The following is a 25,810-nucleotide window of genomic DNA, read 5'->3' as shown; positions in this document are numbered from 1 at the left end:
ACCGGAACGGCCCCCCGGCCGTTCCGGACCGCCGCATCTTAGCCGTTCAGTGTGGGGATGACAAACTCTGCGCCCGAGCGGATGCCCGTGGGCCAGCGGCTCGTTACAGTTTTCACCTTGGTATAGAAGCGAACGCCTTCCATTCCGTGCTGGTTCATGTCGCCGAAGGCCGAATTTTTCCAGCCGCCGAAGCTATGGAATGCAAGCGGCACGGGGATTGGCACGTTGACGCCGACCATGCCGACCTCGACGCGGTTCACATATTCGCGGGCGGTATCGCCGTCGCGGGTGAAGATCGAGGTGCCATTGCCATATTCATGGATGGTCGGCAGGCTTGCAGCCTCATCGAAGCTTTCGGTCCGCAGCACCTGCAAGGTGGGGCCGAAAATCTCTTCCTTGTAGGAGCGCATGCCGGGCTTCACGTTATCGAGGAGCGAGCCGCCCATATAGAAGCCCTTCTCGAAGCCCTGCATATTATACTGGAACGACCGGCCATCGACGACGAGCTTCGAGCCTTCCTGCTCGGCGAGGTCGATATAGCCTTTCACCTTGGCGCGGTGCTCGGCGGTGACCAGCGGGCCCATTTCGGCGAGCGGGTCCATCGAGTGACCAACCTTCAGGGCTTCAACGCGCGGCTTCAGCATTTCGATCATCTTGTCGGCTACAGCCTTGCCAACCGGCACCGCTACCGAAATCGCCATGCAGCGCTCGCCAGCCGAACCGTAAGCCGCGCCGATAAGGGCGTCAGCCACCTGATCAAGATCGGCATCGGGCATGATGATCATATGGTTCTTGGCACCACCCATGGCCTGCACGCGCTTGCCGTGCGCCGTGCCCGTTGCATAGACATACTGGGCAATCGGGGTGGAGCCGACGAACGAAACCGCCTTGATGCGCGGGTCGGTGCACAGGGTATCAACCGATTCCTTGTCGCCGTTCACCACGTTGAACACACCGTCCGGCAGGCCCGCTTCTTTCCAGCAGGCGGCCAGCATCATCGGGACCGACGGATCACGCTCCGAAGGCTTCAGGACGAAGGCGTTACCGCAGGCGATGGCAACGGTGCTCATCCACAGCGGGATCATGGCCGGGAAGTTGAAGGGGGTGATGCCCGCCACAACACCCAGGGGCTTGCGCATCGAATACATGTCGATGCCGGTCGAAACGTTATCCGAATACTCGCCCTTGATCAGGTGCGGGATGCCTTGCGCGAATTCAGCAACCTCAAGGCCGCGCTGCACATCGCCCTGCGCGTCCGAGAAGACCTTGCCATGCTCACGCGACAGTGCCTCGGCGAGGGCGTCCTTCTCGCGGTACAGGATATGAACGAGGTTCTGCAGCACGCGGGCGCGCTTGACGACCGATTCACGGCCCCATGCTTCAGCCGCCTTTTCGGCAACCGCGATCACGCCTTCAACCTCGGCTTTCGAGGCCAGCGCCACGCGGCCCTGCACTTCACCCGTCGACGGGTTGAAGATATTGCCGAACCGGCCGGACGTACCTTCGACGATTTTGCCATCGGCATAATGATGAATGTCATACATGGGGAAACCCTCCTGTCATCTGTCGCATCAAGGCTGGCGCCCCACGCGCCACACCCCGGAATGACAGGGACCGTATCGCATGCAGGCTTGCAGGTCATCACGAAGTTATGCAGTATTTAATCTGCATTTTTGCACACAAGGGGTGCCATGTTCGACTGGAATGACCTTCGCTACTTTCTGGAAGTTGCCCGGCGCGGCAAGATGGTGGCGGCTGCCGAACGGCTTGGCGTCGATCACACCACAGTGGGGCGGCGCCTGCAGGCCCTGGAAGCCGACCTTGGCGTCGCGCTGTTTGACCGGCGCAACCGCACCTTCATCCTGACCGAAGAAGGCCGCCGGCTTCTCTATCATGCGGAAGCGATGGAAAACGCGGGCCATGCCCTCGTCAACACGCTGGACGCCAGCCGCTCGACCCCCACAGGCACCATCCGGCTTTCCACGCCTGAGGCCTTTGGCAGCCAGTATCTGGCCCGCCGCCTTATGCCCTTTCACCAGCGCTATCCGGGGATAGAACTGGAACTGGTGGCAGAGACCCGGCATCTGTCGCTCACCCGGCGGGAGGCGGACGCTGCCGTGGCGCTGTCGGAGCCGACCATCGGCCGCCTGAACGCAACCGAGCTTGGCCAATACCGCCTGCGCTTCTACGCTGCCCCCAGTTACCTGAACAGCCACCCGCCGATCGTGCGGCTTGCCGACCTCGCCCCTCACCATTTCATCTGGTATGTGGACGATCTTCTCTCGGTTGGTGAACTGAAGCTTCTGGACCGCTCGGTCAGCAACCCGCGTGTGGTCTTCCGTTCGACAAGTGTGACCGGTCAGGCGATGGCCGCCGAAAGCGGCATGGGAATCGCCCTCCTGCCCTGCTTCCTCGCGGACCGCATCAAGGGCCTGACACCGGTCCTGAAGGAAGACGTGTCCATCACCCGCAGCCTCTATTTCGTGGTCCATCCCGAGATTGCCGATCACCCGCGCCTGACGGCCCTTGCCGGCTTCCTGAAGGAACTTGTCAGGGCGGATACAGCCGTCCTGAACGGCGGCGAGAACCGCAGCGGCCAATAGACAATCGGCACCGGCCCCTGTATCACCTGCGGGTGAGAGACCGGAAAGGACCCGCGATGCCCAGCAAAGCCATCAGCTATGACGACGCCCTGAATACTGCCCGCAACAGGACAGCCTCATGGCAGCACAGCCTGAAGCGCCTGGACGGGCTCGTTTTCCCGGAACTGGCCCCGAGCTTCCAGTTCGGCGCCAAGGACAGCCTTTTCACCATTGGCAGCTGCTTTGCCCGCAATATCGAAGAGAAGCTTGATGTGTTGGGTTACGATATCCCGGTCCTTCGCTTCTCCGTACCCAAAACCGAGTGGAAGAACCGCGCCAACGGCATCCTGAACAAATTCACGCCGCCGGCCATCTGGCAGGAGATCGACTGGGCCGCCAGCCAGTTCGAAAATGGCGACACGTTCGACCCTGCCCTCGCGATGCGGTTTGCGATCCGGGTGGATGAAGGCATGGTTGTTGACACCAACCTGCAGGGCTTCACGCCTGTCACCGAGGCACGCTTTCTGGAACGACGCGCGGAGCTTTACGATGTGTTTCGTACAATGTTCACGGCAGAAGGGCTGATCATCACCCTTGGCCTCATCGAAGCATGGTACGACAAGGAAACCGGCGTCTATATCCAGCAGATGCCGGACAAGCGGACCTTCGGCGACACGCTCGGCCGGTTCGAGTTGCATGTCCTGTCGTTCGAGGAGTCCCGCAAGTTTATCGAGGACAGCATTGCCCGTGTTCGTGCCCTGAACCCGGATGTGAAGGTGATGATCACCACATCGCCCGTGCCGCTGGGGCGCACTTTCGCGAGCCATGACGTCATCCTCGCCACAACGCATGGCAAATCGCTCCTGCGCACCGTCTGTGCCGATGTGACGGCAAAGTTCGACAGGGTCGACTATTTCCCGAGCTATGAGGCAGCGACCATCACCAAGACCTGGGATATCTGGCAGGAAGACAAGCGGCATGTTTCCGACGAGTTCGTCGGTCAGATCGTCCGCAACCTGATTGCCGGTTATTTCCCGGAATCGGCCAGAGACTCGATCCTCATGCATGTCCATTCGCGGCATGGCACGCGGCCAAGCGATGAAGTCCTTCAAGACGCCTACCGGCAGATTGAGGCGGCAACCGATAATCCGGACCTCGTTGCCCGGCTTGTGACCCTCTTGCAGGAAACTGAGGACAGGGCTGACCTCGAACCGGCCATCGACAGGGCGCTCGCGGCCCATCCCGCACATCCTGCGCTGAATGGTATCAAGGGCCAGTGGTTGTTCGGCGACAAGAACACGCCTGCTGCCGAGCGGCACCTGAAACTGGCAGTGCAGGATCCGGAAACGCCAGTCGAGATGAAGCTCAATTACGTTCGCTGCCTTCTGGCGAGTAACGATTTGGCCGGGGCGGAAAACATGCTGGCGATCCTGACTGTCGAGGCCCCGCATCGCATCTATACCCATGTTCTGCTCGGGCGCCTGCGCATGGCACAGAAACGGGATGAAGAGGCTTTGGCCGCGTTTGCGGCGGCCCTCGCCATTGCCCCCAACAATCCGGTAGCTCTGAAGCGACATGCCGAAATCCAGGAACGGCTGGCGCGGCGGGCGAGCGCCGGGTGAGCGGCCCGCCAATGACCGCCACCCCTCACAAGGGACCAGCCCATATCGGGCTCCACCTGGCGAAGACAGGCGGCACCACCCTGCTCGCACACCTGCAAGCGCATCTCGGGCCAGAAAACTGCCGCACCTACGGCCCTGCCGCATGGGTGGACCGGTTTTTTGCCCCTGCAAGCCAGAAAGGCCCGAACCTTACGTCGTTCAGGCTGATCGCCGGCCACGGCGTCGACCACCGGTTGCTTGCGCTTGATTGGCCAAAAGTGCCAGTCCTTTTTTGTGTCCTGCGCGACCCTTTCACCCATCTGGTTTCGGAATATAAACATCACCTGCGCGGCCTTGCCCGCACCGGGCGAACTGTTTCCTTGCGCGACTATTTCAGGACCCGGCGGCCGGACCCGCTGGCGCAGACCCTGTACCGCCAGTTCGCGCCGCTCGCAGGCGATGACGCCGGTTACGGCATCGGGGCGGTGGAAACGATCCTGCGGCATTTCCGGTATGTGATGAATACCGCGAAACTCGATACGCACGCCGGTCTCCTGTTCGGTGACCTCGGTGTTCCCCTGCATGCCGAGCGGCGCCGGGTCTATGAAGAAGCGGTCGACACCAGCGACCTGACACCCGCGGAAGTCGAAGCTGCCAATCCGCTTGATGCCCGCCTCGCCCGCGCCACGCTGGAGCAAACAGTGACCGTTGGCGCACCGCTCAACCCCTTCGGCTATGATCCTGATCTGCTTGCCGCAAGCATGCAGGGCCTGAGGGAAAACAGTGACAAATCCCATAGCCAGGCAGAAGCCGAAGACCTGCTGGTGGATGCATTGGTCGCCATGCGCCAGATTCGTGCCGCAGAGATGCATGCCGCTGCAACTCCCGGCATGTCACCCCGGCTTGCCAGCCTGATCACCGACGCTGCATCCCAGAAAATGCCGGACTATGCAGCCGCCACCAATCGCGCCAACGCCGCCCTCTATCTGTTGCGGAAGGATGATGTGCCAGGCGCGCGCCAGGAAGCCGAAGCCTGCCTTGCACTGGTGCCTAAGCATGCTGACGGCCTTTTCATTCTGGCGCGGATCGAGGAACGGTGTGGAAATGGCACGGTCGCAGCGAAGCTTTCAGCCCGTGCGGCAGCAATCAATCCCTTCAACTGGCCAGCCTTCAAGCTGACGTTCGACCTGAACCGGAAACATCTGGGTGATGCTGCAGCGGCAGCACTTCTGGACAATGCCCCAGCCCAAACCCGGCGCCATCCGAAATTCAATGAACTTGCTTCGCTGCTGACGGACGCTGGCACACCTCAGCGCTAATCGCGCCACCCGACGCGCCTGTAGGCTTCGATGAGGGCAGTATCCGACCGTTCGTTCAGAAGGGGGCCGGACCTGTCTTTCTTCCAGTTCATATTGATATTGCAGAAATGGCGGACGAACATTTCTTCACGGGGCACGAACTGGTTATCTTTCCCCGTGATGAAATGCGTGCACCATTGCTGCCTCGGACGCGTCTTGCGGGGCACTACTGCCCATTTGCCGGAGAAGCTGTCATCCCAACTATCACCGCCCATCAGGTCATAGTCCCGGTGGCGTCGTTCCTCGACCGGCCGCGCCATATCTAGCTCGCGCGCGCCTGTGACCCAATTTCCTTCAAATCGCAGGAATCCGGAGGGGGTTTCTTCCAAGATGTCGAAAATCGACCGGTGGTCATGTGTGACCAGCAACTCGTCGATATCTGTGTTCAGGACGCCTGCGGCACGCACCAGGAAACGCCAACGGGCATGATCGAAGACGCCAAACTGGCAAAAGTTGGAATCCCATTTTGAATCCTTATAGGCGCCCGGCCCATAGGGAAATGACCACTCAACTACAGCCGCCTCCCGCAGCCCCGGAATATCCGCTATTCCTGCAGCTATCTCTTCGGTGGTGTAAAGCGGTGAATCGTTGTTGTAGAGCAATACAGCATCGGCGCCATGGTAGCGGATGTTGAACTCGACCCAGTCCCGTATCCATGCCAGCGGCTCATACTTGAACAGGGTGAAAAGCACCTTCCGGCCAGTGAACGCAGGGACACGGTTAAAACGCACCTGTACTTCATGGGTGCCAAGACGGGCTGATTCCAGCTTCAGGAAAACATCTCCCGCCTCATTTTGAGGCAAAGGCACATCCATGCGAAAAATCTTGCGCAGCGAAACGATATCATCTTCTTGGACCACATGTTCCAAATAGGTGTCCCCGCGCGTAACCGTAATCCGGCTGCCGACAAGCTCACTTTCCAGGTTCAACAACGATGGCCCCAGAAGACGCACTTTGCGTCCGCCGGCCGGTATGAACGTATCGTAGAAAAGCGTCCTCTTGTCGAAAGCTGCATCATATCCGGGCTGTTGCAGCTCCGGCGGGCGCGGCGCCTCCCGCAGCACGGGGCCATTTTCTGCAAGGATAATCGGCGACAGATGCTTCATTGTAAGCAGGATAGGCGACATCGAGAATCCTTTGGCCCCGGACAGACGACAAAACGCCGCGGACCCTAGCCCAGCTCCATACATCTCGCAACATCAAAGCCCCCGCCGACAAAAGCCCCTCAACTAAACTTATTGTCATGCGCGGGGCCTTGACTCCGGGCCACCGGTGGCATTCAACCTTGGAGACTGAATGTTCAGACGATCACATAATCAAGTGGGGGAACACATGATCAGAAGCTGCATCGTGGCGCTTGGCCTTTCGGCCATCAGCCTGACAAACCCGGTGTTCGCGGAAGAGGCCAAAACTGCCGCCGCACCAGCCATCCCGGAGCCTGCCGTTTTCAGCTCGTCGAAATCGGGCACATTCAACGGCGTTAAGGTCGCCTACAAGGCGGTTGCGGGGGACACCTATATCCGCGACGCCAAGGGCAAGCCCGTGGCCACCTTCTTCACCTACGCCTACCTGAAGGACGGCGTGAAGGACCCGTCGACCCGTCCGGTCACCTTCGTTTATAACGGCGGTCCCGGTTCGGCCTCCATGTGGCTGCATATGGGCGTGTTCGGCCCGCGCCGGGTGGTCGTGCCGTCGGACCCGGCTGACGATGGCGCTGCGCCCTACCGGATCATCGACAACCCGGAAACCGTCCTCGATGTGACTGATCTTGTCTTCATCGATCCGGTCGGCACCGGCCTCAGCCGCCCGCTCGGCGACGAAGACCCCAAGAAACACTGGGGGGTTCTGGAAGACGGCGGCTCGATCGCCGAATTCATCCGCACCTGGATTGACGAAAACAATCGCTGGAACTCGCCGAAGTTTCTGGCCGGTGAAAGCTACGGCACGCTGCGCTCAGCCGTTGTTGCCGACAAGCTGACCAACGATCATGATATCGGCCTCAATGGCATCATGCTGATCTCGGCGGTGCTTGACTATCACCAGAGCCGCTTCCAGCCGGGTGCCGTGCAGGCTTATGTGTCCTTCCTGCCGAGCTACGCGGCAACCGCCTGGTATCATAACCAGCTGCCGTCGAAGCCCGCCAACCTTGAAGCCTTCCTTGATGAAGTGCGCGCGTTTGCCAGCACCGACTATGCCGCCGCCCTCATGGCCGGCAACCGCCTGAGCGCGGACGAGGAAGCCCGCATCATCGACAAGCTGCACCAGTATACCGGCCTTGAGAAAAACTACATCAAGGCAACCAACCTGCGGATCGAAGTCTTCCGCTTCTTCAAGGAGCTGATGCGCGACGAACGCAAGGTGGTCGGTCGCCTTGACAGCCGCTATCTCGGCGACGAGCCGGATTCAGCCGGCGAGTTCTTCGAAAGCGACCCCTTCTCGGACGCCACCGGCAATGCCTTCACTGTCGCCATCAACGACCAGCTGAAAAACTTCTTCGGCGTGAAGCTGACCGATCGCCGCTACAACAACAGCGCACGCGGCGAAAAGGACTGGGGCTGGAACTGGAACGTTTGGGGCAAGGAGCTGCCGAACGGTGGCCGCTTCGTGAACGTGGTGCCGATGCTTGGTTCCGCCATGCGCCACAATCCGGACATGCATGTGCTTGTCACCCAGGGCTATTATGACTTCGCGACCCCCTTCTACGGGGCCGAGAATGCGCTGGCCCAACCCGAAATCGTGAAGGACCGCGTTGCTTTCACCTATTACGAATCGGGCCATATGATGTATGTGCATGAGCCGTCGCGCCTGAAGTTCCTGGATGATATCCGGTCCTTCATCGAAGCGTACGACAAGCAATAGGAAACAGCCTGAAGGACACCATGCCTCGTCTTCTGAAACTCCATCTGTGGCCGGGCTGGCTTCTCGGCCTCCTCGGCGAGGCAAAGTCCTTCAAGGCAAACCCGATCCTCGGCGCACGGGTCCTCAATCTTCTGGGGCTCCATGCGCTGAGGGTGCTTCTCTCCCACGCCGCCACCAATTTCCGCTGGTTCATGCTTCGTGGCCGCATGCCGAAAGAGCTGCGCGCCCGCTTCCACCGGGACGGCGTTGTGGCCGTCGAGGATTTCATCGGCGCTGAAACAATTGCCGCTATCCGGGCCGACCTTGCCCGTGGCCCCGGCGAGCCGCGCCAGATGGTGCAGGGCGACACCGCCACCCAGCGTATCCTTCTCGACGACGAAACACTTGCCTCGGCGCCAGCGCTTGCTGCAACGGTTTCGGACAAGCGCTTCACCGACTGGCTGGCATATACCGGAGCCAAGGCAACGCCTTCGATCCTTTATGTGCAGCGTATCCGCAACGGATCGCTGAGCGGCACCGCCGACCCCCAGAAGGTGATGCATTCCGATACCTTCCACCCGACGATGAAAGCCTGGCTTTTCCTTGAGGATGTGACGCCCGAGAAAGGCCCCTTCACCTATGTGCGCGGTTCGGCAGCGCTGACGTGGCGGCGCCTGAAATGGGAATATCGCCGGTCGCTTGTGGCCGCACGGCTCAACGACGGCTATTCCGAAAAAGGCTCCTTCCGGGCCAACCCGGAGGACCTAGTCGAGCTTGGCTTGCCCGCCCCTGAAGGGCTTACCGTGAAGGCCGGCACGCTCGTCATCGGGCTCACCAACGGCTTCCATGGCCGGGGGCAAGCCGAGGAAGGCGCCAGCCGGCTCGAAATCTGGGCCTACAGCCGCCACAATCCCTTCAATCCCCTGCCCGGCCTGCCGGTTGCCGCCTATGCGAAGGCGCAGAATGCCGCCCTCAAGGCATGGTGGCGCCACCAGGACAAGAAGGCCGCAGCCAAAGGCCGCCGCGCAACATGGCACCGGATTGCGGCGGACAAGATGTTCGATAATCTCTGACCCTTGCCCCGATCCTGTCAAAAAGCCCTTTTAGAAACAGGCTACCCAAGCATAGACTGCCCCCGGAATTATCGTTAATTTTCGGAACATCATGTCCAAAAACCATACTGCCGCCATCATCCTCGCCGCCGGAAAAGGCACCCGCATGAAATCGGGGCTCCACAAGGTGCTGCACCCGATCGGCGGCCTGCCGATGGTGAGCCACTTGCTGGGCACGCTCGACGGCCTGTCGCCCGAACGCCGCATCGTGGTTGTCGGCTCGCTGCAGGAACAGGTGGAAGCCGCCCTGCCGGGGCTCGAGTTCGTAACGCAGGCGGAACAGCTGGGCACCGGGCATGCCGTGATGGTATGCCGCGAGGCGCTGAAGGATTTTGCGGGCGACGTGATCGTCCTTTTCGGTGATGTGCCCTTCACCCCGCTGAATGTGATGCAGGAAATGATGGCCGCGCGGGCGAGTTCGGCGAATCCCGGCATCGTCGTCCTCGGGTTCGAACCCGCAGACCCAGCCCGTTACGGCAGGCTTGTCCGGGGCGGCGACGGCACGCTTGAACGCATCGTTGAATATAAGGACGCGACGGAGGAAGAACGTGCCATCACCCTCTGCAATTCCGGCATGATGGTGATCGACGGCAATAAACTGTTCGGCTGGCTCGACAAGCTTTCCAACGCCAATGCCGCCGGCGAATATTATCTGACCGACCTAGTCGCCGCCGCGCGCGGCGATGGCCGCAATGTGGCGGTGGTGGTGGCCGATGAGGCCGATGTCCTTGGCATCAACGACCGCAACGACCTCGCTGCTGCCGAGGCCGCCTTCCAGGCCCGCAAGCGCCGCGAGATGATGACGAACGGCGTGACGCTCGTCGCCCCCGAAACCGTCTTTTTCTCGCACGATACCATCATTGAGCCCGACGTGACGGTGGAGCCGAACGTGGTGTTCGGCCCCGGCGTGACGGTGGCCACGGGTGCCGTGATCCACGCCTTTTCGCACCTTGAAGGCGCGACCGTGGCAGCTGACGCCGTGATCGGCCCCTTTGCCCGCCTGCGGCCCGCCGCCCATATCGGCAAGGGCGCCAAGATCGGCAACTTTGTCGAGGTCAAAAAGGCGGATATCGAGCCCGGCGCGAAGGTCAATCACCTTTCCTATATCGGCGACGCCACCGTGGGCGCCAAGGCGAACATCGGTGCCGGCACCATCACCTGCAATTACGACGGCTATTTCAAATACCGCACCGAAATCGGCGCGGGCGCCTTCATCGGCTCGAACACGGCGCTGGTGGCCCCCGTCAAAGTGGGTGACGGCGCCATCGTCGGGGCTGGCAGTGTGATCACCAAAACGGTAGAAGCCGATGCGCTGGCGCTGACCCGCGCTTCGCAAAACCAGATCGAGGGCTATGCGGCCCGCTTCCGCAAAAAGTCGGAAGCCCGCAAAGCCGAAAAGAAGGGCAAGTAACCCATGTGCGGCATTATCGGCATTCTCGGCAAGGCATCGGTCACCGGCGGGCTTGTGGAGGCACTCTCCCGGCTTGAATACCGTGGCTATGACTCCGCCGGCATCGCGGTCGTCAAGGGTGGCAAGCTGGAGCGCCGCCGCGCTGTTGGCAAGCTCGCGGCCCTGCGCGACGTTCTGGCCGCCGATCCCCTGGAAGGCAATGCCGGCATCGGCCACACCCGCTGGGCGACCCACGGCGAACCGACCGAGGTGAATGCCCACCCGCACATGACGCACAAGGCCGCCCTTGTCCATAACGGCATCATCGAAAACTTCCGTGAGCTGCGCGACGAACTGACCGCTGCCGGTGTGACGTTCGAAGGGCAAACCGACACCGAAGTTGTTGTCCGCCTTTTCACCCGCTATCTGGATGGCGGCTTGCCCGCCGAGCAAGCCTTCGCCGCCACGCTCGAACGCCTTGAAGGCGCCTTCGCGCTTGCCGTTCTCGTGGACGGGGAAGAAGACCTGCTCCTTGGTGCCCGTCGCGGCAGCCCACTGGTTGTCGGCCTCGGCGACGGCGAGGTTTTCCTCGGCTCGGATGCGCTGGCGCTTGCCGGGCTTTCCAGCCGCCTCATCTATCTTGAGGAAGGTGACTGGGTGATCGCCAAGCGCGGCAGCCTGAAGACATTCGACGAGAGTGGCAAACCGGTCGAGCGGCCCATCGCCATCTCGCACCTCACCGGCGCGCTTGTGGACAAGGGCAATCACCGCCACTTCATGCAGAAGGAAATCTTCGAGCAGCCGACCGTGGTGGCCCAGACCCTTGGCCGCCTTCTGGACCCGAATACCGGCAGCGTGCGCCTGCCCGACCTGCCGTTTGATCTTGGCAGCGTGAAGCGCATCACCATCGTCGCTTGCGGCACCAGCTTCTATGCCGGGATGGTCGCCAAATACTGGATCGAGAAATTCGCCCGCGTTGGAGTGGACGTCGATATCGCCTCCGAGTTCCGCTACCGCGACCCCGTGTATGAAACGGGCGGCCTTGCGCTTTTCATCTCGCAGTCAGGCGAAACGGCGGACACGCTCGCCGCCCTGCGCCATGCCAAGGCCGGTGGCCAGCATATCGCGGCGGTCGTCAACGTGCCGCAATCGACGATGGCGCGCGAGGCGGACGTAGTGCTGCCCACCTATGCCGGCCCGGAGATTGGTGTCGCCTCCACCAAGGCCTTCACTTGCCAGCTTGCGGTGCTTGCCTCCTTCGCCGTGGCACTTGGCCGCGCCAAGGGGCATGTGAGCGAAGCGGAAGAGGCCAAGATGGTCGCGGACCTCGAGCGCATCCCCTCGCAGATGGCGAAGATCCTCCATCATCAGGAGGACCTTGTGGATATCGCCCGCAAGCTCGCCAAGGCGCGGGATATCCTGTTCGTCGGCCGGGGCATCCATTATCCGATTGCCATGGAAGGCGCGCTGAAGCTGAAGGAAATCAGCTATATCCATGCCGAGGGCTATGCAGCGGGCGAACTGAAGCACGGCCCCATCGCGCTGATTGACGAAAATGTGCCGGTGATCGGCCTTGCGCCGTCTGACGGCCTCTTTGACAAGTCGCTGTCGAACCTGCAGGAAATCATGGCCCGCAAGGGGCGGCTGATCCTTGTCTCCGATCACCTGACTGCCTTCACGGAAAACGAGATGCACGGCAGCTTTGCGATGCCATCGGCGAGCGACCTGACGAGCCCGTTCCTTTATGCCCTGCCGGTGCAGCTGCTGGCCTACCACACGGCGGTCGAAAAGGGCACCGATGTCGACCAGCCCCGCAACCTGGCGAAGGCTGTGACGGTGGAATAAAAAACGGGGCGGAATGTCCGCCCCGTTTTTCATCGGATCAAAGCCCCAGGTCGCTGAGGCCCGGATGGTCTGCCGGGCGGGGGCCCGCCATATCCCAGTGGAACAGGCGTTCGTCGGCGCTGATTGCCACATCATTGATGCTGGCGTGGCGTTCGCGCATCAGGCCGTTTTCGTCAAACTCCCAGTTTTCGTTCCCGTAGGCACGGAACCAGTCGCCGGCCTCGTTGCGCCATTCATAGGCAAAGCGCACGGCAATGCGGTTGTCCGTGAAGGCCCAAAGCTCCTTGATGAGCCGGTATTCAAGTTCCTTTTCCCACTTGCGGGTGAGAAGGCCAACGATGGCTTCGCGGCCCGAGACAAACTCGCTGCGGTTCCGCCAGCGGCTATCGGGCGTGTAGGCAAGCGCAATGCGTGCCGGGTTGCGGCTATTCCAGGCGTCCTCGGCGGCACGGATTTTCTGGATTGCTGTTTCTTCGGTGAAGGGCGGCAGGGGCGGCCGGATTTCGGGGTTCGCTATCATTTTATGAGTCCTTTTTGTTATGTTTTGAGCGCTGCCCTGAGGGCAGCGTTTTCGGCTTCCAGCGCCTCGATCCGCGCATGGACGGGGGAGAGCAGTTTTTCTAGTTCCGCTGTCGTGAATCGGGGCGTGATATGCTGCGGGCAGTTCCAGTCAAACGCATGGAGATGCAGCACAAAGGCGCGTTCAGGCAAAGCCTTGTAGCCGGGCTGCGCCAGCCGGGCGGCAAGGTCGGGATCGGCGGCCAGATCCCGCACTTCCATATGCGCGAGAATCTTCAGCCGGCGACGGTTCGGATAGTCCATCAGGATCAGGGCTACCCGGTCATTCCCGGCAATATTGCCGAGCGTGATATATTGGCGGTTGCCGCGATAGTCGGCGAATGCCAGCGTGCGTTCATCCAGAAGCGTCAGGAAGCCCGCCGGGCCACCCCGGTGCTGCACGTAGGGCCAGCCGCTTTCCGACACACTCGCCATATAGAAGCTGTCCCGCCGGGCGAGGAAGTCGGCCTCGGCGTCCGTGAAAGCATCAAACTGCCGGTCGCCCTTGAAGGTCTGCCAGAAGTTGCCAGCGCCGTTTGCATCCTGCGCGGCCTGCACCGTCGAGGTCGATAAGGTCTCGAGAAACAGATAGCCCATTTGCCTTCTCCTTCTCCGATTGGCTTTTCCGTTTGCCGATAGATACGTCATTGCTGAATGGATGATAATTATGCCATTCTGAAAATCATTATTGTGATATTCGGGATAATATATGGACCGGCTGGAAAGCATGCGGGCCTTTGCGGCCGTTGCGACCCACGGCAACTTCGCCGAGGCATCCCGGCGCCTGCGGTTATCGACCTCCGTCATCTCCCGCGCGGTTGCGGCGCTTGAAGACCATCTCGGCTTCGTGCTTTTTCACCGCACCACACGGACAGTGCGGCTGACCGAACGCGGCGAGGCTTATCTCGAAAGCTGCCGCCAGATTCTCGAAGATATCGATCTGGCCGAAGCCCGCGTTCGCGGCGTGAATGCAGCCCCGCAAGGGACATTGACGGTGGCGGCACCCATCGTTTTCGGGCGCCTGCATGTGTTGCCGGTGGTGAACCAGCTGCTCGCCGAGCATCCGGCCCTTTCGGTGCGGCTGATCCTCTCGGACCGCAACGCCCACCTTGCCGAGGAGGCAATCGATGTCGCCGTCAGGATCGGGCCGCTGCAGGACAGCAGCCTGACCGCCACCCGGCTTGGTGCCGTGAACCGCATGCTGGCCGCAAGCCCCGCCTACCTGCGCGCGCGCGGTGCGCCGCAAACGCCCGAAGAGCTGGCCTCGCACGATCTTATCGCCTTCGACGGGATCGACGGCAGCAGCAGCAATGAATGGCGCTTCGGGAAATCGGCCGCAACGGTGCGCGTACGACCGCGCCTGCTGGTCAACAGCGCCGATGCGGCGGTTGCCTCCGCGGAAGCAGACCGGGGCATCGTCAGGGCCATGTCCTATCAGTTGCACGAAAGCATCCGGGCCGGGCGGCTCATCCCCGTGCTGACCGAACTTGCGATGGAGCCCCTGCCCGTCAGCGCGATCTACCCGCCTCGCCGGATCGCGTCCGCCAGCCTGAACGCCTTTCTGGACGCAGCGCGCACGCGATTCAAGGCCCATCCCGTGCGCCTTTTCGAGGAATGGGACCTTCCTCCAAGTCCTTGATGCCGTTCCCTCTCGGACCCTATGGCACTTTCCTTGATCATCCTTTATGGTGCTGCAACATGTTCGTTCGATCATGGTGTCCCGAGTAAAAGACAGCTTGCACAAAAGCCGCAGAAGAGCTTGAATGGCAACGTTGTCATTTACAGACTCAAGGGAAGTGAGACCAATAATGTTCACGATGGATTTCGGCAGCCGCCCGCTTGATGACCTTCTTGATGACGTGGGGCTGAAGCACGCGTTCGACAAGAATCTCGAAAAGGCCTCGGCTTATGCCCGGGCGCTGGCCATGGATGCCCTGCCCCCGTTTGCCCGCCGCACCGGCGAAGATCAGGATCATGCCGCCATCGAGGCGCTCGCGCATGAAATCCAGCGCGGCTTCAAGGAGCTTGTGGTGCTGGGCACCGGCGGATCGAGCCTTGGCGCGCAGGCAGCGCTTGCCATTGCACGCTACCGTCCCTCGACCGGTGTGACGGTCCATACCCCCGACAGCCTTTGCCCGTTCGAGATGGACCGCCTGTTCGCGACGCTCGACCCGAACGAGACGCATGTCCTGTCGATCTCGAAATCCGGCACCACGGCGGAAACGCTCGCCCAGCTTCTGGCCTTCCGTGCCTGGCTGGAGCCGCAGACGAAACGCCCGCTGAAGGATCATTTCAGCTTCATCACCGAGCCGAAGCCGAGTGCGCTGCGTGCTTACGGCGAAGCACTGGGCTCGCACATTGTGGAGCATCCCTTGGATGTGGGCGGCCGCTTCAGCGTGCTGACCACCGTGGGCATGGTGCCTGTTGCCGCCGCGGGCCTTTCGGTGAAAGGCTTCCGTCACGGCGCGCACGAGATTTACAAGGCTGTCGGCAGCGTGCCGGAAACGACCGCCGCCGTCATCGGCGCTGCGCTCACCCATACGCTTGCCGAGCATCGCGGCGTGACGCAGGTGTTGCTGATGGCCTATGCCGATGCCTTGCGCGCCTTCACCCGCTGGCACGGCCAGCTCTGGGCTGAAAGCCTTGGCAAGGACGGCAAGGGCACGACGCCCATTCGCGCTGTCGGCCCCGTGGACCAGCACAGCCAGTTGCAGCTGTTTCTGGATGGCCCGGACGACAAATTCTCGACCTTCATTGTGGTGCCGAGCTACGGCAAAGGCCCGCGGCTGGACCCCAAAGCCGCCAAGGATAACGGCCTTGATTACATGGCCGGCCGCACCATCGGCGATACGGTCACCTGTCAGGCGCGCGCCACGCAGGATGCCCTGCGCGCCCGTGGCCGCATCATCCGCCAGCTGACGATCAACGCGCTGGACGAAGAGAATATCGGGGCCTTGTTCATGTCCTTCATGCTGGAAACCGTGGTCATGGCACACCTGATGGGTGTGGATGCCTTCGACCAGCCAGCTGTGGAGGAAAGCAAGATCCTGACCCGCAAGTATCTCGCTGAACTGGAGTGACATATGCCCCGTCCCGTCCGCAAAATTGTGCTTCCCGTTGCCGGCCTCGGCACCCGCTTCCTGCCGGCCACCAAGGCCATCCCGAAGGAAATGCTGCCGGTTCTTGACCGGCCGCTGATCCAGTATGCGATCGAGGAAGCACGGCAGGCGGGGATCGAGGACGTCATTCTGGTCACCGGCCGCAACAAGCAGGTGATGGAAGACCATTTCGACCATGCCTACGAGCTTGAGGATATCCTGCGCGAGCGCGGCAAGGATGAAGCGTTTGAAGTTGCCCGCAGCATGCTTCTGGAAGAAGGCCGCATCGCCTATGTCCGGCAGATGCGGCCGCGCGGCCTTGGTCATGCCGTATGGTGCGCGCGGGAACTGGTGAATAATGAACCCTTCGCCGTTGCCCTGCCCGATGACCTGATCAAGGGCAAGGACGGCGCCCTGAAGGAAATGGTCGAGGCGTACGAAACGCTCGGCGGCAACCTTGTGGCGACCATGGAAGTGCCGCGCGAGGACACCTCCAAATACGGCGTCATCACCCCCGGCGACCAGAAAAGCGACCGCTGCATCGAAGTGACCGGCCTTGTGGAAAAGCCACTGCCGGAAGCCGCCCCTTCAACGCAAGCCGTGGTTGGCCGCTACATCCTGCAGCCGGAGATCATGGGCCTGCTGTCGTCGAAGGAAATCGGTGCCGGCGGCGAAATCCAGCTGACCGACGCGATGGCCAAGCTGATCGGCAAGCAGCCCTTCCACGCCGTGCGCTTCTCGGGCACCCGGTTTGACTGCGGCAGTATGGTCGGCTGGCTGATGGCCAACCTTTCGATGGCCATGGACGACCCGAAGCTCGCCGCCCGGCTTGCCCCGCTCGTCACGCTGAAATAACTGAAAGCCTGTTTCGGCCGCCTATTTGTCCTTCAGGCGGCCGAAATCGTCCTCGAAGCGGACGATATCATCTTCACCGAGATAACTGCCCGACTGGACCTCGATCAGCCTGAGATCGATTTTGCCCGGGTTTTCAAGCCGGTGGCGACACCCGAGCGGCAGATAGATCGACTGGTCTTCATGCAGGGTGAGGATATCCTCGTCGCGGGTGACCGTCGCCGTCCCCTCGACCACCACCCAATGCTCGGCGCGGTGATGGTGCATCTGCAGGCTCAGTTTCTTGCCGGGCTTCACGACCAGTTCCTTCACCTGAAACTGCGGGCCGACTGCAATCGAACGGTAGCTGCCCCACGGGCGATAGACGGTGGTGTGCAGGTCGACAAGACTGCGGCCTTCGGCCTTGCAGCGTTCCACCAGTTTCTTCACATCCTGGTCCTGCCCCTTGTGGGCGACAAGGACGGTATCTTCGGTGGAGACAACGATCAGGTCTTCAAGCCCGAGGGCGGCAACCATGCGGCCATCGGTGTGAAAATAGCTGTTACGGCAGGCCTCGGCAATCACATCGCCGTGCGTCACATTGCCGCCGGCATCCTTCTCGGCGATATCCCAAAGCGCGCCGAAACTGCCCACGTCCGACCAGCCGAAACTGGCGGGCACCACAGCCGCCCGCGCCGTTTTTTCCATGATGGCATAGTCGATGGAATCGGCGGGAATCGCGCCAAACTCGGATTCGCCAAGTCGTTCGAAATTTAGATCATGCCGCACACTCGCAAGCGCCTTGACGGCTCCATCAAGAATAGCCGGCGCGTGGGCACGGAATTCATCAAGGATGAGGCCCGCCGGGAACATGAACATGCCGCTGTTCCAGCTGTAGCCGCCCGATTTCAGATAGCCTTCAGCCGTCTTCGCATCGGGTTTCTCCTTGAAGGCGTCAATCGCGAAGGCCCCTTCATGACCGGCGACCGGCTTGCCTGCCGCGATATAGCCGTAGCCGGTTTCGGCCCGCGTCGGCGTCATCCCGAAACAGACAAGGCGACCCTCCGCGGCGACGGCAGCAGCCTTGGCAACCGCCTTGTGGAAGGCCGGTACGTCGGCAATCACATGATCGGAAGGCAGCACCAGCAGAAGCGCCTCGGGATCGCTTTCGGCAATCCTGAGGGCCGCGAGCGCAATGGCAGGCGCCGTATTGCGGCCAACGGGTTCCAGCAGGAACGGCCCAAGCGCCACATCGGCCTTGGCGGCCTGCTCGTTGACGATGAAACGGTGATGCTCGTTCGCGATCACCATCGGATCGCGGAAACCGTAGGAATGCGACACCCGCTCCAGCGTTTGCAGGAAAAGGCTCTTGTCGCCATAGAGCGGCAGGAACTGCTTGGGATAGTGCGTGCGCGACAGCGGCCACAGGCGCGAACCCGACCCGCCCGACAGGATCACCGGCTGGATCTTCCCCACATGGTCCGACAGTCTGGTCACGCTTTATTCTCCCGGTCGTCCGACGGCAGCAGTCCTGCCGTTTCTAGCATGGCGAAGAATCGCCTTGAAACAGATTCTGGTGCGAGTCGCGCCGCCCATTCGAGCAGCTCGGCTTCCAGTTCGGGCCGCGCTGCCGCCTTCACCGCCGCCAACGTCGCCGTCACGAATGTATCAGGCGCCGAGGGATCAAACACCGATACCGCACCCGGAATGTCCGGCAAGGTCGGCTGCAATCCGGCGGACGCCACCACCGGGCGACCGAAACTGATGGCCGTTTGCGCCACCCCGGAATTGAGGCCGCGCGGATAGGGGCACATCACTATGTCCGCCGCCCTGAACCATGTCTGAACGGATTGATCATCAACGGCTTCAGCATGAAGGCGTATATCATTCCGCTTCCGTACTGTTTCTTCAACCTCGGCCAGAAAGTCCTTGTCGGACGGTCGCCCGGCAATGAGCGCCCGCACACGCCCGCCAAGCCGGTCCTGCAGTGTATCGAGGGAGGCAAGGAAAGTGCGCAACCCCTTGTAGGGCTCGATCATACCGAAGAACAAGAGCGCAATTTCGCCGTCCTTCAGCCCCAGCGACCGCCGCGCCACCGGGCGCGCCTGATAGGCCGGATAGACACCGAAATAGCTCGGGTGGGGCACATGCTGTACACGCTCGGGGTCCAGCCGGTAGAGGGGCCCGGTCATCGCCGCACTATCCGGGTTCATCACATGGATGATATCGGCCTTCGCAGCGAGCGCTTCGCGCACCATCAACTCTTCTTCGGGCCAGCGGCTGCGGTGCGACATTACATTATGAAGTGTCCAGACGATACCGGTGCCGACCGCCTTTTGCGCATCAAGGTGCGCGATAAACTGTTTCGCGGCCTTCGCCACCGCACGGGGTGATTTCATACCGTCGAACAGGCTATGGACCCAGTGATAATGGGCGATGGCAGGACGACCCGCAGCGATGGCTTCCAGTTCATCGGGGCGGGCGAGCATGATGATATCAACATCATGGCAGCCCGGATCAGCATAAAGCATCCGCTGGAAAGGGTTTCGGCGGGCATACGGATAAACGCCCAGCACCGTCGCGCCGGGTGTTGCCACCGGCGCGGAGGCCTTGGCCACCGGCTTTTTCCTGAGTTTGCGTTTGAGCATCCATGCCTGCCCTGTCGAGGTCCCTATCTCATAAGTTGTCGCCGCGCGCGGCGCAAGGCCCTTGCCCCCTTTCCTTCCCCCGCGGCATCCCCTATAAAGTCCCGAACCCCTTGTCACCAAACGCTCTTGGAGGCTCAATGACCGTCGAAGAACTGGCCCTGCCCGGCGTCCTTCTCTTTACCCCGAAACGCTTTGGTGATGATCGCGGCTTCTTTTCCGAGACTTTCTCGACCCGCGTGTTCAACGAGCATGTACCGGGCGTGACCTTTGTGCAGGACAATCATTCGCTGTCGCGCGATGTGGGCGTTGTGCGCGGGCTGCATTTCCAGACGCCGCCGCACACACAAGGCAAGCTTGTCCGCGTTTCTCGTGGCCGGGTGCTGGATGTAGCGGTCGATATCCGCAAGGGGTCGCCCACATACGGCCAGCATGTATCGGTGGAGCTGTCGGCGGACAACTGGCGCCAGCTTTGGGTGCCGGGCGGCTTTGCCCACGCCTTCTGCACCCTCGAGCCCGATACCGAGTTTCTCTATAAGGTTACCGATTTCTACGCGCCAGGCTGCGACGGCGGTATCGCCTTCGATGACCCGGACCTTGGCATCGAGTGGCCGATCGACCCCGCAAAAGCGATCCTTTCTGACAAGGACAGGAAGCTGCCGCGGCTGAAAGACCTCGACAATCCCTTTGTCTATAAAGGCTGACCCCACATGAAAATCATCGTCACCGGCGGTGCCGGCTTCATCGGTTCGGCGGTTTGCCGCTATCTTGTCAAGGACCTCGGCCATCAGGTCGTCAATCTAGACAAGCTGACCTATGCCGGCAATCTGGCGAGCCTGAAAGAGATCGAGGACAGCCCGCTTTACACGTTCGAAAAAGCCGACATCTGCGATCGTGCGGCGCTTGACGAAATTTTCGCCAAGCATCAGCCGGACGCCGTGATGCATCTGGCTGCCGAAAGCCATGTGGACCGCTCGATCACCGCAGCCGGTGATTTCATCCAGACCAACATCGTCGGCACCTACCAGCTGCTGGAAGCCGCACGGGCCTATTGGATGGGTCTCAACGAAGCCGACAAAGCCGCCTTCCGCTTCCTGCATGTCTCGACGGATGAGGTATATGGCTCGCTCGGTGCAGACGGTCTTTTCACCGAAACGACACCCTACGATCCTTCAAGCCCCTATTCGGCATCGAAGGCATCGGCTGACCATCTGGCGAATGCCTGGCACGAGACTTACGGCCTGCCGGTCGTGATCTCGAACTGCTCGAACAATTACGGGCCGTATCACTTCCCGGAAAAGCTCATTCCGCTTGTCATCCTGAATGCCCTTGATGGCGCCCCGCTGCCGATTTACGGCGACGGTTCCAACGTCCGCGACTGGCTGTTTGTGGAAGACCATGCCCGTGCGCTTTACACCATCATGGCGAAAGGCCGGCTGGGCCAGAAATACAATGTGGGCGGCCGTAACGAGCGTACCAACCTGCATGTGGTGAAAACCATCTGCACTGTCCTCGATGAAATCCGCCCCAAGAACAAACCCTATGCCGAGCAGATCACCTTCGTGACCGACCGGCCGGGCCACGATGCCCGCTATGCCATCGATGCCACCAAGCTTGAAGACGAGCTCGGCTGGCGCGCCGGCGACAATTTCGAGACCGGCATCAGGAAGACCATCCAGTGGTATCTCGATAACGAATGGTGGTGGGGCCCGCTGCGCGAGGTGGCGCAGGAACGCCGCGGCCTTCTGAAAGGCAAGTAATCGCATGCGCATCCTTGTGGCGGGAAAATCGGGTCAGGTCGCGCTGGCGCTTGAAGAACTGGCGAAAGGCCGTGAGGACCTGACGCTTGAAACCTTCGGCCGCCCGGATTTTGACCTGAAGTCCCCGACCTCGATGGATGCAGCTGTGGCTGCCTTCCGTCCCGACGCCATCATCAATGCCGCCGCCTATACGGCGGTGGACGCCGCCGAGACGGATGAGGACGAGGCAACCGCCATCAATGCCGATGGTGCCGCCGCGCTTGCCGCCATCGCCCACGCGCGCGGGCTGCCATTCCTGCATATCTCCACGGACTATGTGTTCGACGGCACCAAGGATGCACCTTATGTGGAAACCGACCCGACAGGCCCCACAGGTGCCTATGGCCGGTCAAAGCTCGCCGGCGAGCAGGCAGTGATGCAGGTGAACCCCGATGCCCTCGTCTTCCGCACGGCATGGGTCTATAGCCCCTGGGGCAAGAATTTCCTGAAAACCATGCTGAAGCTTGGCGCCACCCGCGACACGCTTGGCGTGGTGGCCGATCAGGTCGGCAACCCGACCTATGCACCGGATATAGCCGCCGCCCTTGTCGCTGTCCTTGAAAAGGGCACCGAGGGCAAGGCCGGCATCTATCATCTGGCAGGCACAGGCAGTATCAGCTGGCACGGCTTTGCCACCCGCATCTTCGAAGCGGGCGAACACATCGCCGGTCAGAAGGCGCCAACGGTGAATGCAATCACCACGGCTGACTATCCGACACCCGCCAAACGCCCGGCCAACAGCCGGCTCGATTGCGGCAAGCTCGAAACCGTTTTCAGCGTCCGCCTGCCCGCATGGGAGGCCAGTACCGACGCCTGCGTCAAACGCCTAGTCGAGACGGGCGAAGTCGGCTAGTCTCGCGTCGGCATTCAATTTTCCGGAGGGAAGCATGAAGGGCATCATTCTGGCTGGCGGGCTTGGCACGCGGCTTTATCCGATCACCAAGTCGATCAGCAAGCAGCTCTTGCCGGTTTACGACAAGCCGATGATCTATTATCCGCTGACCACGCTGATGCTGGCCGGTATCCGCGAAGTCCTGATCATCTCGACGCCCGAACATACCCCCCTCTACCGCGACCTTCTGGGCGACGGCAGCCAGTGGGGCATTCGCCTTGAGTATGCCGTGCAGCCCGAGCCCAAGGGGCTGGCGCAGGCTTTCCTCATTGGCGAAAAGTTCGTGGACGGCGATGCCTGCGCGCTCGCCCTTGGCGACAATATCTTCTATGCCGCCGGCTTCACCCAGTATCTGAAGCAGGCTGGCAAGGTGGAAAAAGGCGCCTATGTGTTCGCCTACCCGGTGGGTGACCCGACCGCCTTTGGCGTGGTGGAAATGGATGCCTCGGGCCGTGCTATCTCCATCGAGGAAAAGCCCGCCAAGCCGAAGAGCAACCTTGCTGTTACCGGCCTCTATTTCTACGACAAGGATGTCGTCGATATCGCCAAGACGGTAGAGCCCTCCGCACGCGGCGAGCTTGAAATCACGAGCGTGAACGACGCCTACCTGAAGCGCGGCGACCTGCATGTGATCAAGCTGCAGCGCGGCACCGCATGGCTCGATACCGGCACCGTCGACAGCCTCCTGCAGGCTGCCACCTTCGTTCAGACGATCGAAGCCCGTCAGGGCCTGAAGATCGCCTGCCCCGAGGAAGTAGCGTGGCGTTCCGGCTTCATCGATGACGCCACGCTCGAAAAACTGGCGGCGAGCTACAAGAACAGCTACGGCGAGTATCTGAAGTCGCTCCTCAAGTTCGGCCCGGCAGCCGGCTTCTGAGGGCCAGGTTCCTTCCATGAAACGCTGGTTCAGAGGCCGCCGGAAGCTTGGTCCGGACGATGTCCGGTATCTCTATCTCTGGTGCCTTGGCAGGGAGCCAAGCGAGAAGGACTTCGCCCGGATCAACGGTGAAGAGGACACCCCCTTTGGTGTCGCCAAACGCCTGATCGCCACAAACGAGTTTCGCGATGCTGTCCTTCTGGCACTGGAGGAAGGCCTGTCCTTGCCCCACGAATGGCTGCCCATCACTGCCCGCAGGATGGTGCTGAAGGGACTGGCGCGGCATTTCGATGCCGAAGACGCTACGCCCGATCTCGGCTGGGCCGATCTCCTTGCCGCTTCCTTCGAAGGCGACAGGGCAAGGCGCGCCTTCGTTGCGGCGCGTGACGGCAAGGCCTATGCCCGGATGATGGACCGGCTCGCCCGTCATGGAGACAGTCAGCCCGCGACCCTCGCCCGGATCGAGACGGTAAGCGGATCGACCGTGCGTGGCTGGGCTGTGGCGACCGATGATCCGGACCTTGTGCTCGAACTCGATTTCTTCCTGAACGGCGCCTATGTCGGCACCACGCGTCCTGACAGGATGCGGCGTGACCTGCAGGATATTCACGGCGGCCACGGACGTTTCGGTTTCGAGAAGACTGTCGGTGTCCCGCGCCGGCTGGACGGGGCGCCCACTCTGCTGCTGACAGCGCACGACCGCCGCACGGGCCGCCCGATCATGCCGGCTACGGAAATCCACCGCGACGAGATCACTACCATTGGCCATCTGCAGCGCCTGGCCGATATCGGACAGACGCTACTGGCGCAGAAAGACACCCGGGATGCCGCTTTTTTGGAGCTGCTGACCCATATCACCGGGGCGCTGCCGGGCGTTGACCAGTTTCGCCGCTTCCCGCTCGCGAACTATGATCTGTATGCGGCCCTTTACCGCCCGGAGCTGGCCGCTGGTGGCGATGCCGGCTGGATCGCCACCCTGCCGGTTGGCGATGTGCCCGACTGGGAGGCCCTTGCGAACGCGGCCGGCGATATAGCCGCCGACTGGGTGATGCCCCTGCATGCGCAGGATGAACTGGAGCCCGGCGCGCTTGCCCACCTCGCCGCCATGATCGAACGCCAGCCGGATGCGCTGGTGCTTTATCCCGATCACGACCATATCTCCGCCGACGGGCGCTATATCGCCCCTCGCCTGTTCGCGGCGTTCGACCATGACCTGCTGCTTTCACGCAATGACAGCGGCCGCGCCCTTCTGGTGCGTCGGGAGTTTCTGGTGAAGCAGAAGGGGCTGACGAGCGGGCAAGACCTGATGCTGCGCGCGTTCGAAGAAGGCGGCGCCCAAGCGCTGGCCTCCGCGCCCGGTGTGACGTGGCACCTTGGCACAGCACCGCGCGCCGAGGCAGACCCGGCGGCAGTGACCGCACACCTCGCCCGCACGCGCCGCAAGGCCACAGTGCACCCCCATAGTGACATTTTCGGCGGTGCTATCGACGACTGCCTGACAATCGAATGGGAAGCAGACCCCGCCCTGCCGAAGCTTGCGATCATCATCCCGACCCGGAACGGGCTTGATCTCGTGCGCCCCTGTGTTGAAAGCCTGCACCGCACGCTTGGCCACGACGCCCATACAGAGATCATCATTGTCGACAATGGCAGCGACGACCCGGCCACCCTCGCCTGGCTCGCTGAAGCTGCCCGCAAAGGCAGTATCAAGCTGATCCGCGATGACCGGCCCTTCAACTGGTCGGCGCTCAACAACGCAGCCGCAAAGGCAACCGATGCTGATTATCTGCTGTTCCTGAATAATGACACGCTGGCGCTGACGGAGGGCTGGGACCAGACTTTGCGAGGCTATCTCGCCCGCCCTGAGGTTGGTATCGTAGGCGCGCGGCTTCTCTATGAAGACGGCACGATCCAGCATGCCGGTGTGATCTTCCATTCTGTGGTGGACGGAGCGCAGGAAGGCATGGGCGACACCTGCGATGATGGCCTGTATCTGGACCGCACCCGCCGCCCGCATCGCACGCTTGCCGTCTTCGGGGCATTCCTCGGCTGTCGCCGCGATGTGTTCGACCGCATCGGTGGATTTGACGAGGATGACCTCGGTATCGGTTACAGCGATTATGAAATCTGCTTCAAAGCAGGGGCCGCCGGCCTTGCCACCCTGTACGTTCCTGCCTTGACCTTGTCGCATTTTGAGTCGAAAAGCCGGGGGTATGACGCGCAGGACCGCGCCAAAAGCGCCCGCGAGGAAGCAGAACGCGACCATATGAGGGCCAAGTGGGGCGCCACCTTTGCCGGCGACCCCTGGTATCCGTCGCTTTTTGCTCGTCAGGGCAAGGCATTTCAGGCGATCGAAGCGCCAATCCAGCCAAAAGAGTAACCAG

General features: G+C 61.6%; 21 protein-coding genes. 15 read left to right on the top strand and 6 right to left on the bottom strand.

The annotated features are described in order from the left end of the window. Positions 1-38 precede the first annotated feature (38 nt). The gene (locus PH603_RS05170; RefSeq protein WP_289504919.1) at positions 39-1,544 is read right to left on the bottom strand and encodes a CoA-acylating methylmalonate-semialdehyde dehydrogenase; all 1,506 of its coding nucleotides are present in this window, start codon (positions 1,542-1,544) and stop codon (positions 39-41) included. A gap of 147 nt (positions 1,545-1,691) precedes the next feature. On the opposite strand from PH603_RS05170, the gene PH603_RS05165 reads away from it, so the two are divergent. The 3 genes from PH603_RS05165 to PH603_RS05155 are packed head-to-tail and all read left to right on the top strand — an operon-like array spanning position 1,692 to position 5,502. Beyond that, entirely contained in the window at positions 1,692-2,603 is a 912-nt protein-coding gene (locus PH603_RS05165) for a LysR family transcriptional regulator (RefSeq protein ID WP_289504918.1), read from the top strand. A 56-nt stretch (positions 2,604-2,659) separates the two neighbouring features. After that, positions 2,660-4,204: a GSCFA domain-containing protein gene (locus tag PH603_RS05160; protein ID WP_289504917.1), complete on the top strand. Its 1,545-nt coding sequence runs from the start codon at positions 2,660-2,662 to the stop codon at positions 4,202-4,204. Between the two features lie 11 nt (positions 4,205-4,215). After that, entirely contained in the window at positions 4,216-5,502 is a 1,287-nt protein-coding gene (locus tag PH603_RS05155; protein ID WP_289504916.1) for a hypothetical protein, read from the top strand. On the opposite strand, the gene PH603_RS05150 is transcribed toward PH603_RS05155, so the two are convergent. After that, on the bottom strand, positions 5,499-6,668 hold the full coding sequence (locus tag PH603_RS05150) for a hypothetical protein (RefSeq protein ID WP_289504915.1): 1,170 nt from the start codon (positions 6,666-6,668) through the stop codon (positions 5,499-5,501). The two genes, PH603_RS05155 and PH603_RS05150, sit on opposite strands and share 4 nt — an antisense overlap. A 205-nt stretch (positions 6,669-6,873) precedes the next feature. Here PH603_RS05150 and PH603_RS05145 point away from each other — a divergent pair, with 205 nt between their 5' ends. The 4 genes from PH603_RS05145 to glmS all read left to right on the top strand — a co-directional run bounded on the left by PH603_RS05145 (position 6,874) and on the right by glmS (position 12,726). Beyond that, a complete protein-coding gene (locus PH603_RS05145; protein WP_289504913.1) occupies positions 6,874-8,400 on the top strand; it encodes a S10 family peptidase in 1,527 nt (508 codons plus the stop codon). Between the two features lie 20 nt (positions 8,401-8,420). After that, the gene (locus tag PH603_RS05140; protein WP_289504911.1) at positions 8,421-9,452 is read left to right on the top strand and encodes a phytanoyl-CoA dioxygenase family protein; all 1,032 of its coding nucleotides are present in this window, start codon (positions 8,421-8,423) and stop codon (positions 9,450-9,452) included. A 91-nt stretch (positions 9,453-9,543) separates the two neighbouring features. Next, positions 9,544-10,902, top strand: coding sequence for a bifunctional UDP-N-acetylglucosamine diphosphorylase/glucosamine-1-phosphate N-acetyltransferase GlmU (glmU, locus tag PH603_RS05135; RefSeq protein WP_289504910.1), 1,359 nt, complete (start codon positions 9,544-9,546; stop codon positions 10,900-10,902). Between the two features lie 3 nt (positions 10,903-10,905). Further along, on the top strand, positions 10,906-12,726 hold the full coding sequence (gene glmS / locus PH603_RS05130; RefSeq protein ID WP_289504909.1) for a glutamine--fructose-6-phosphate transaminase (isomerizing): 1,821 nt from the start codon (positions 10,906-10,908) through the stop codon (positions 12,724-12,726). A gap of 37 nt (positions 12,727-12,763) precedes the next feature. Here the strand turns inward: glmS and PH603_RS05125 are convergent, their stop codons facing one another. Together PH603_RS05125 and PH603_RS05120 are read right to left on the bottom strand one after the other, a co-directional pair. Further along, positions 12,764-13,246 (bottom strand): nuclear transport factor 2 family protein, encoded by a 483-nt coding sequence (locus PH603_RS05125; protein ID WP_289504908.1) that lies wholly within the window; start codon positions 13,244-13,246, stop codon positions 12,764-12,766. Positions 13,247-13,263: 17 nt separating this feature from the next. Then, a complete protein-coding gene (locus tag PH603_RS05120; protein ID WP_289504907.1) occupies positions 13,264-13,881 on the bottom strand; it encodes a pyridoxamine 5'-phosphate oxidase family protein in 618 nt (205 codons plus the stop codon). Positions 13,882-13,993: 112 nt separating this feature from the next. On the opposite strand from PH603_RS05120, the gene PH603_RS05115 reads away from it, so the two are divergent. The 3 genes from PH603_RS05115 to galU all read left to right on the top strand — a co-directional run bounded on the left by PH603_RS05115 (position 13,994) and on the right by galU (position 17,237). Beyond that, positions 13,994-14,923, top strand: a complete 930-nt coding sequence (locus tag PH603_RS05115; protein ID WP_289504906.1) for a LysR family transcriptional regulator — start codon at positions 13,994-13,996, stop codon at positions 14,921-14,923. A gap of 169 nt (positions 14,924-15,092) precedes the next feature. After that, a complete protein-coding gene (locus PH603_RS05110) occupies positions 15,093-16,364 on the top strand; it encodes a phosphoglucose isomerase-related protein (RefSeq protein ID WP_289504905.1) in 1,272 nt (423 codons plus the stop codon). Between the two features lie 3 nt (positions 16,365-16,367). After that, complete coding sequence (gene galU / locus PH603_RS05105; protein ID WP_289504904.1) at positions 16,368-17,237, top strand: UTP--glucose-1-phosphate uridylyltransferase GalU; 870 nt, start codon at positions 16,368-16,370, stop codon at positions 17,235-17,237. Positions 17,238-17,258: 21 nt separating this feature from the next. Here galU and PH603_RS05100 read toward each other — a convergent pair whose 3' ends face one another. Then, on the bottom strand, positions 17,259-18,710 hold the full coding sequence (locus tag PH603_RS05100) for a mannose-1-phosphate guanylyltransferase/mannose-6-phosphate isomerase (protein ID WP_289504903.1): 1,452 nt from the start codon (positions 18,708-18,710) through the stop codon (positions 17,259-17,261). Beyond that, entirely contained in the window at positions 18,707-19,861 is a 1,155-nt protein-coding gene (locus tag PH603_RS05095; RefSeq protein ID WP_289504902.1) for a glycosyltransferase, read from the bottom strand. The genes PH603_RS05100 and PH603_RS05095 overlap by 4 nt, the downstream gene beginning before the upstream one ends. Before the next feature lie 137 nt (positions 19,862-19,998). Here PH603_RS05095 and rfbC point away from each other — a divergent pair, with 137 nt between their 5' ends. From rfbC to PH603_RS05070, 5 genes are read left to right on the top strand one after another with little or no spacing between them, the layout of a single operon-like run. After that, entirely contained in the window at positions 19,999-20,562 is a 564-nt protein-coding gene (gene rfbC, locus PH603_RS05090) for a dTDP-4-dehydrorhamnose 3,5-epimerase (protein ID WP_289504901.1), read from the top strand. Positions 20,563-20,568: 6 nt separating this feature from the next. Beyond that, positions 20,569-21,618 (top strand): dTDP-glucose 4,6-dehydratase, encoded by a 1,050-nt coding sequence (rfbB, locus tag PH603_RS05085; protein ID WP_289504900.1) that lies wholly within the window; start codon positions 20,569-20,571, stop codon positions 21,616-21,618. Positions 21,619-21,622: 4 nt separating this feature from the next. After that, complete coding sequence (gene rfbD / locus PH603_RS05080) at positions 21,623-22,510, top strand: dTDP-4-dehydrorhamnose reductase (RefSeq protein WP_289504899.1); 888 nt, start codon at positions 21,623-21,625, stop codon at positions 22,508-22,510. 34 nt (positions 22,511-22,544) lie between these two features. Then, on the top strand, positions 22,545-23,426 hold the full coding sequence (gene rfbA, locus PH603_RS05075) for a glucose-1-phosphate thymidylyltransferase RfbA (RefSeq protein ID WP_289504898.1): 882 nt from the start codon (positions 22,545-22,547) through the stop codon (positions 23,424-23,426). Positions 23,427-23,442: 16 nt separating this feature from the next. Next, on the top strand, positions 23,443-25,806 hold the full coding sequence (locus PH603_RS05070) for a glycosyltransferase family 2 protein (protein ID WP_289504897.1): 2,364 nt from the start codon (positions 23,443-23,445) through the stop codon (positions 25,804-25,806). The last annotated feature ends 4 nt before the right edge of the window (positions 25,807-25,810 follow it).

This window comes from Gimibacter soli (assembly GCF_028463845.1).
Taxonomy (GTDB): domain Bacteria; phylum Pseudomonadota; class Alphaproteobacteria; order Sphingomonadales; family Kordiimonadaceae; genus Gimibacter; species Gimibacter soli.
Note: the sequence above shows the minus strand (reverse complement) of the source record. Positions and strands in the feature narration are given on the sequence as shown.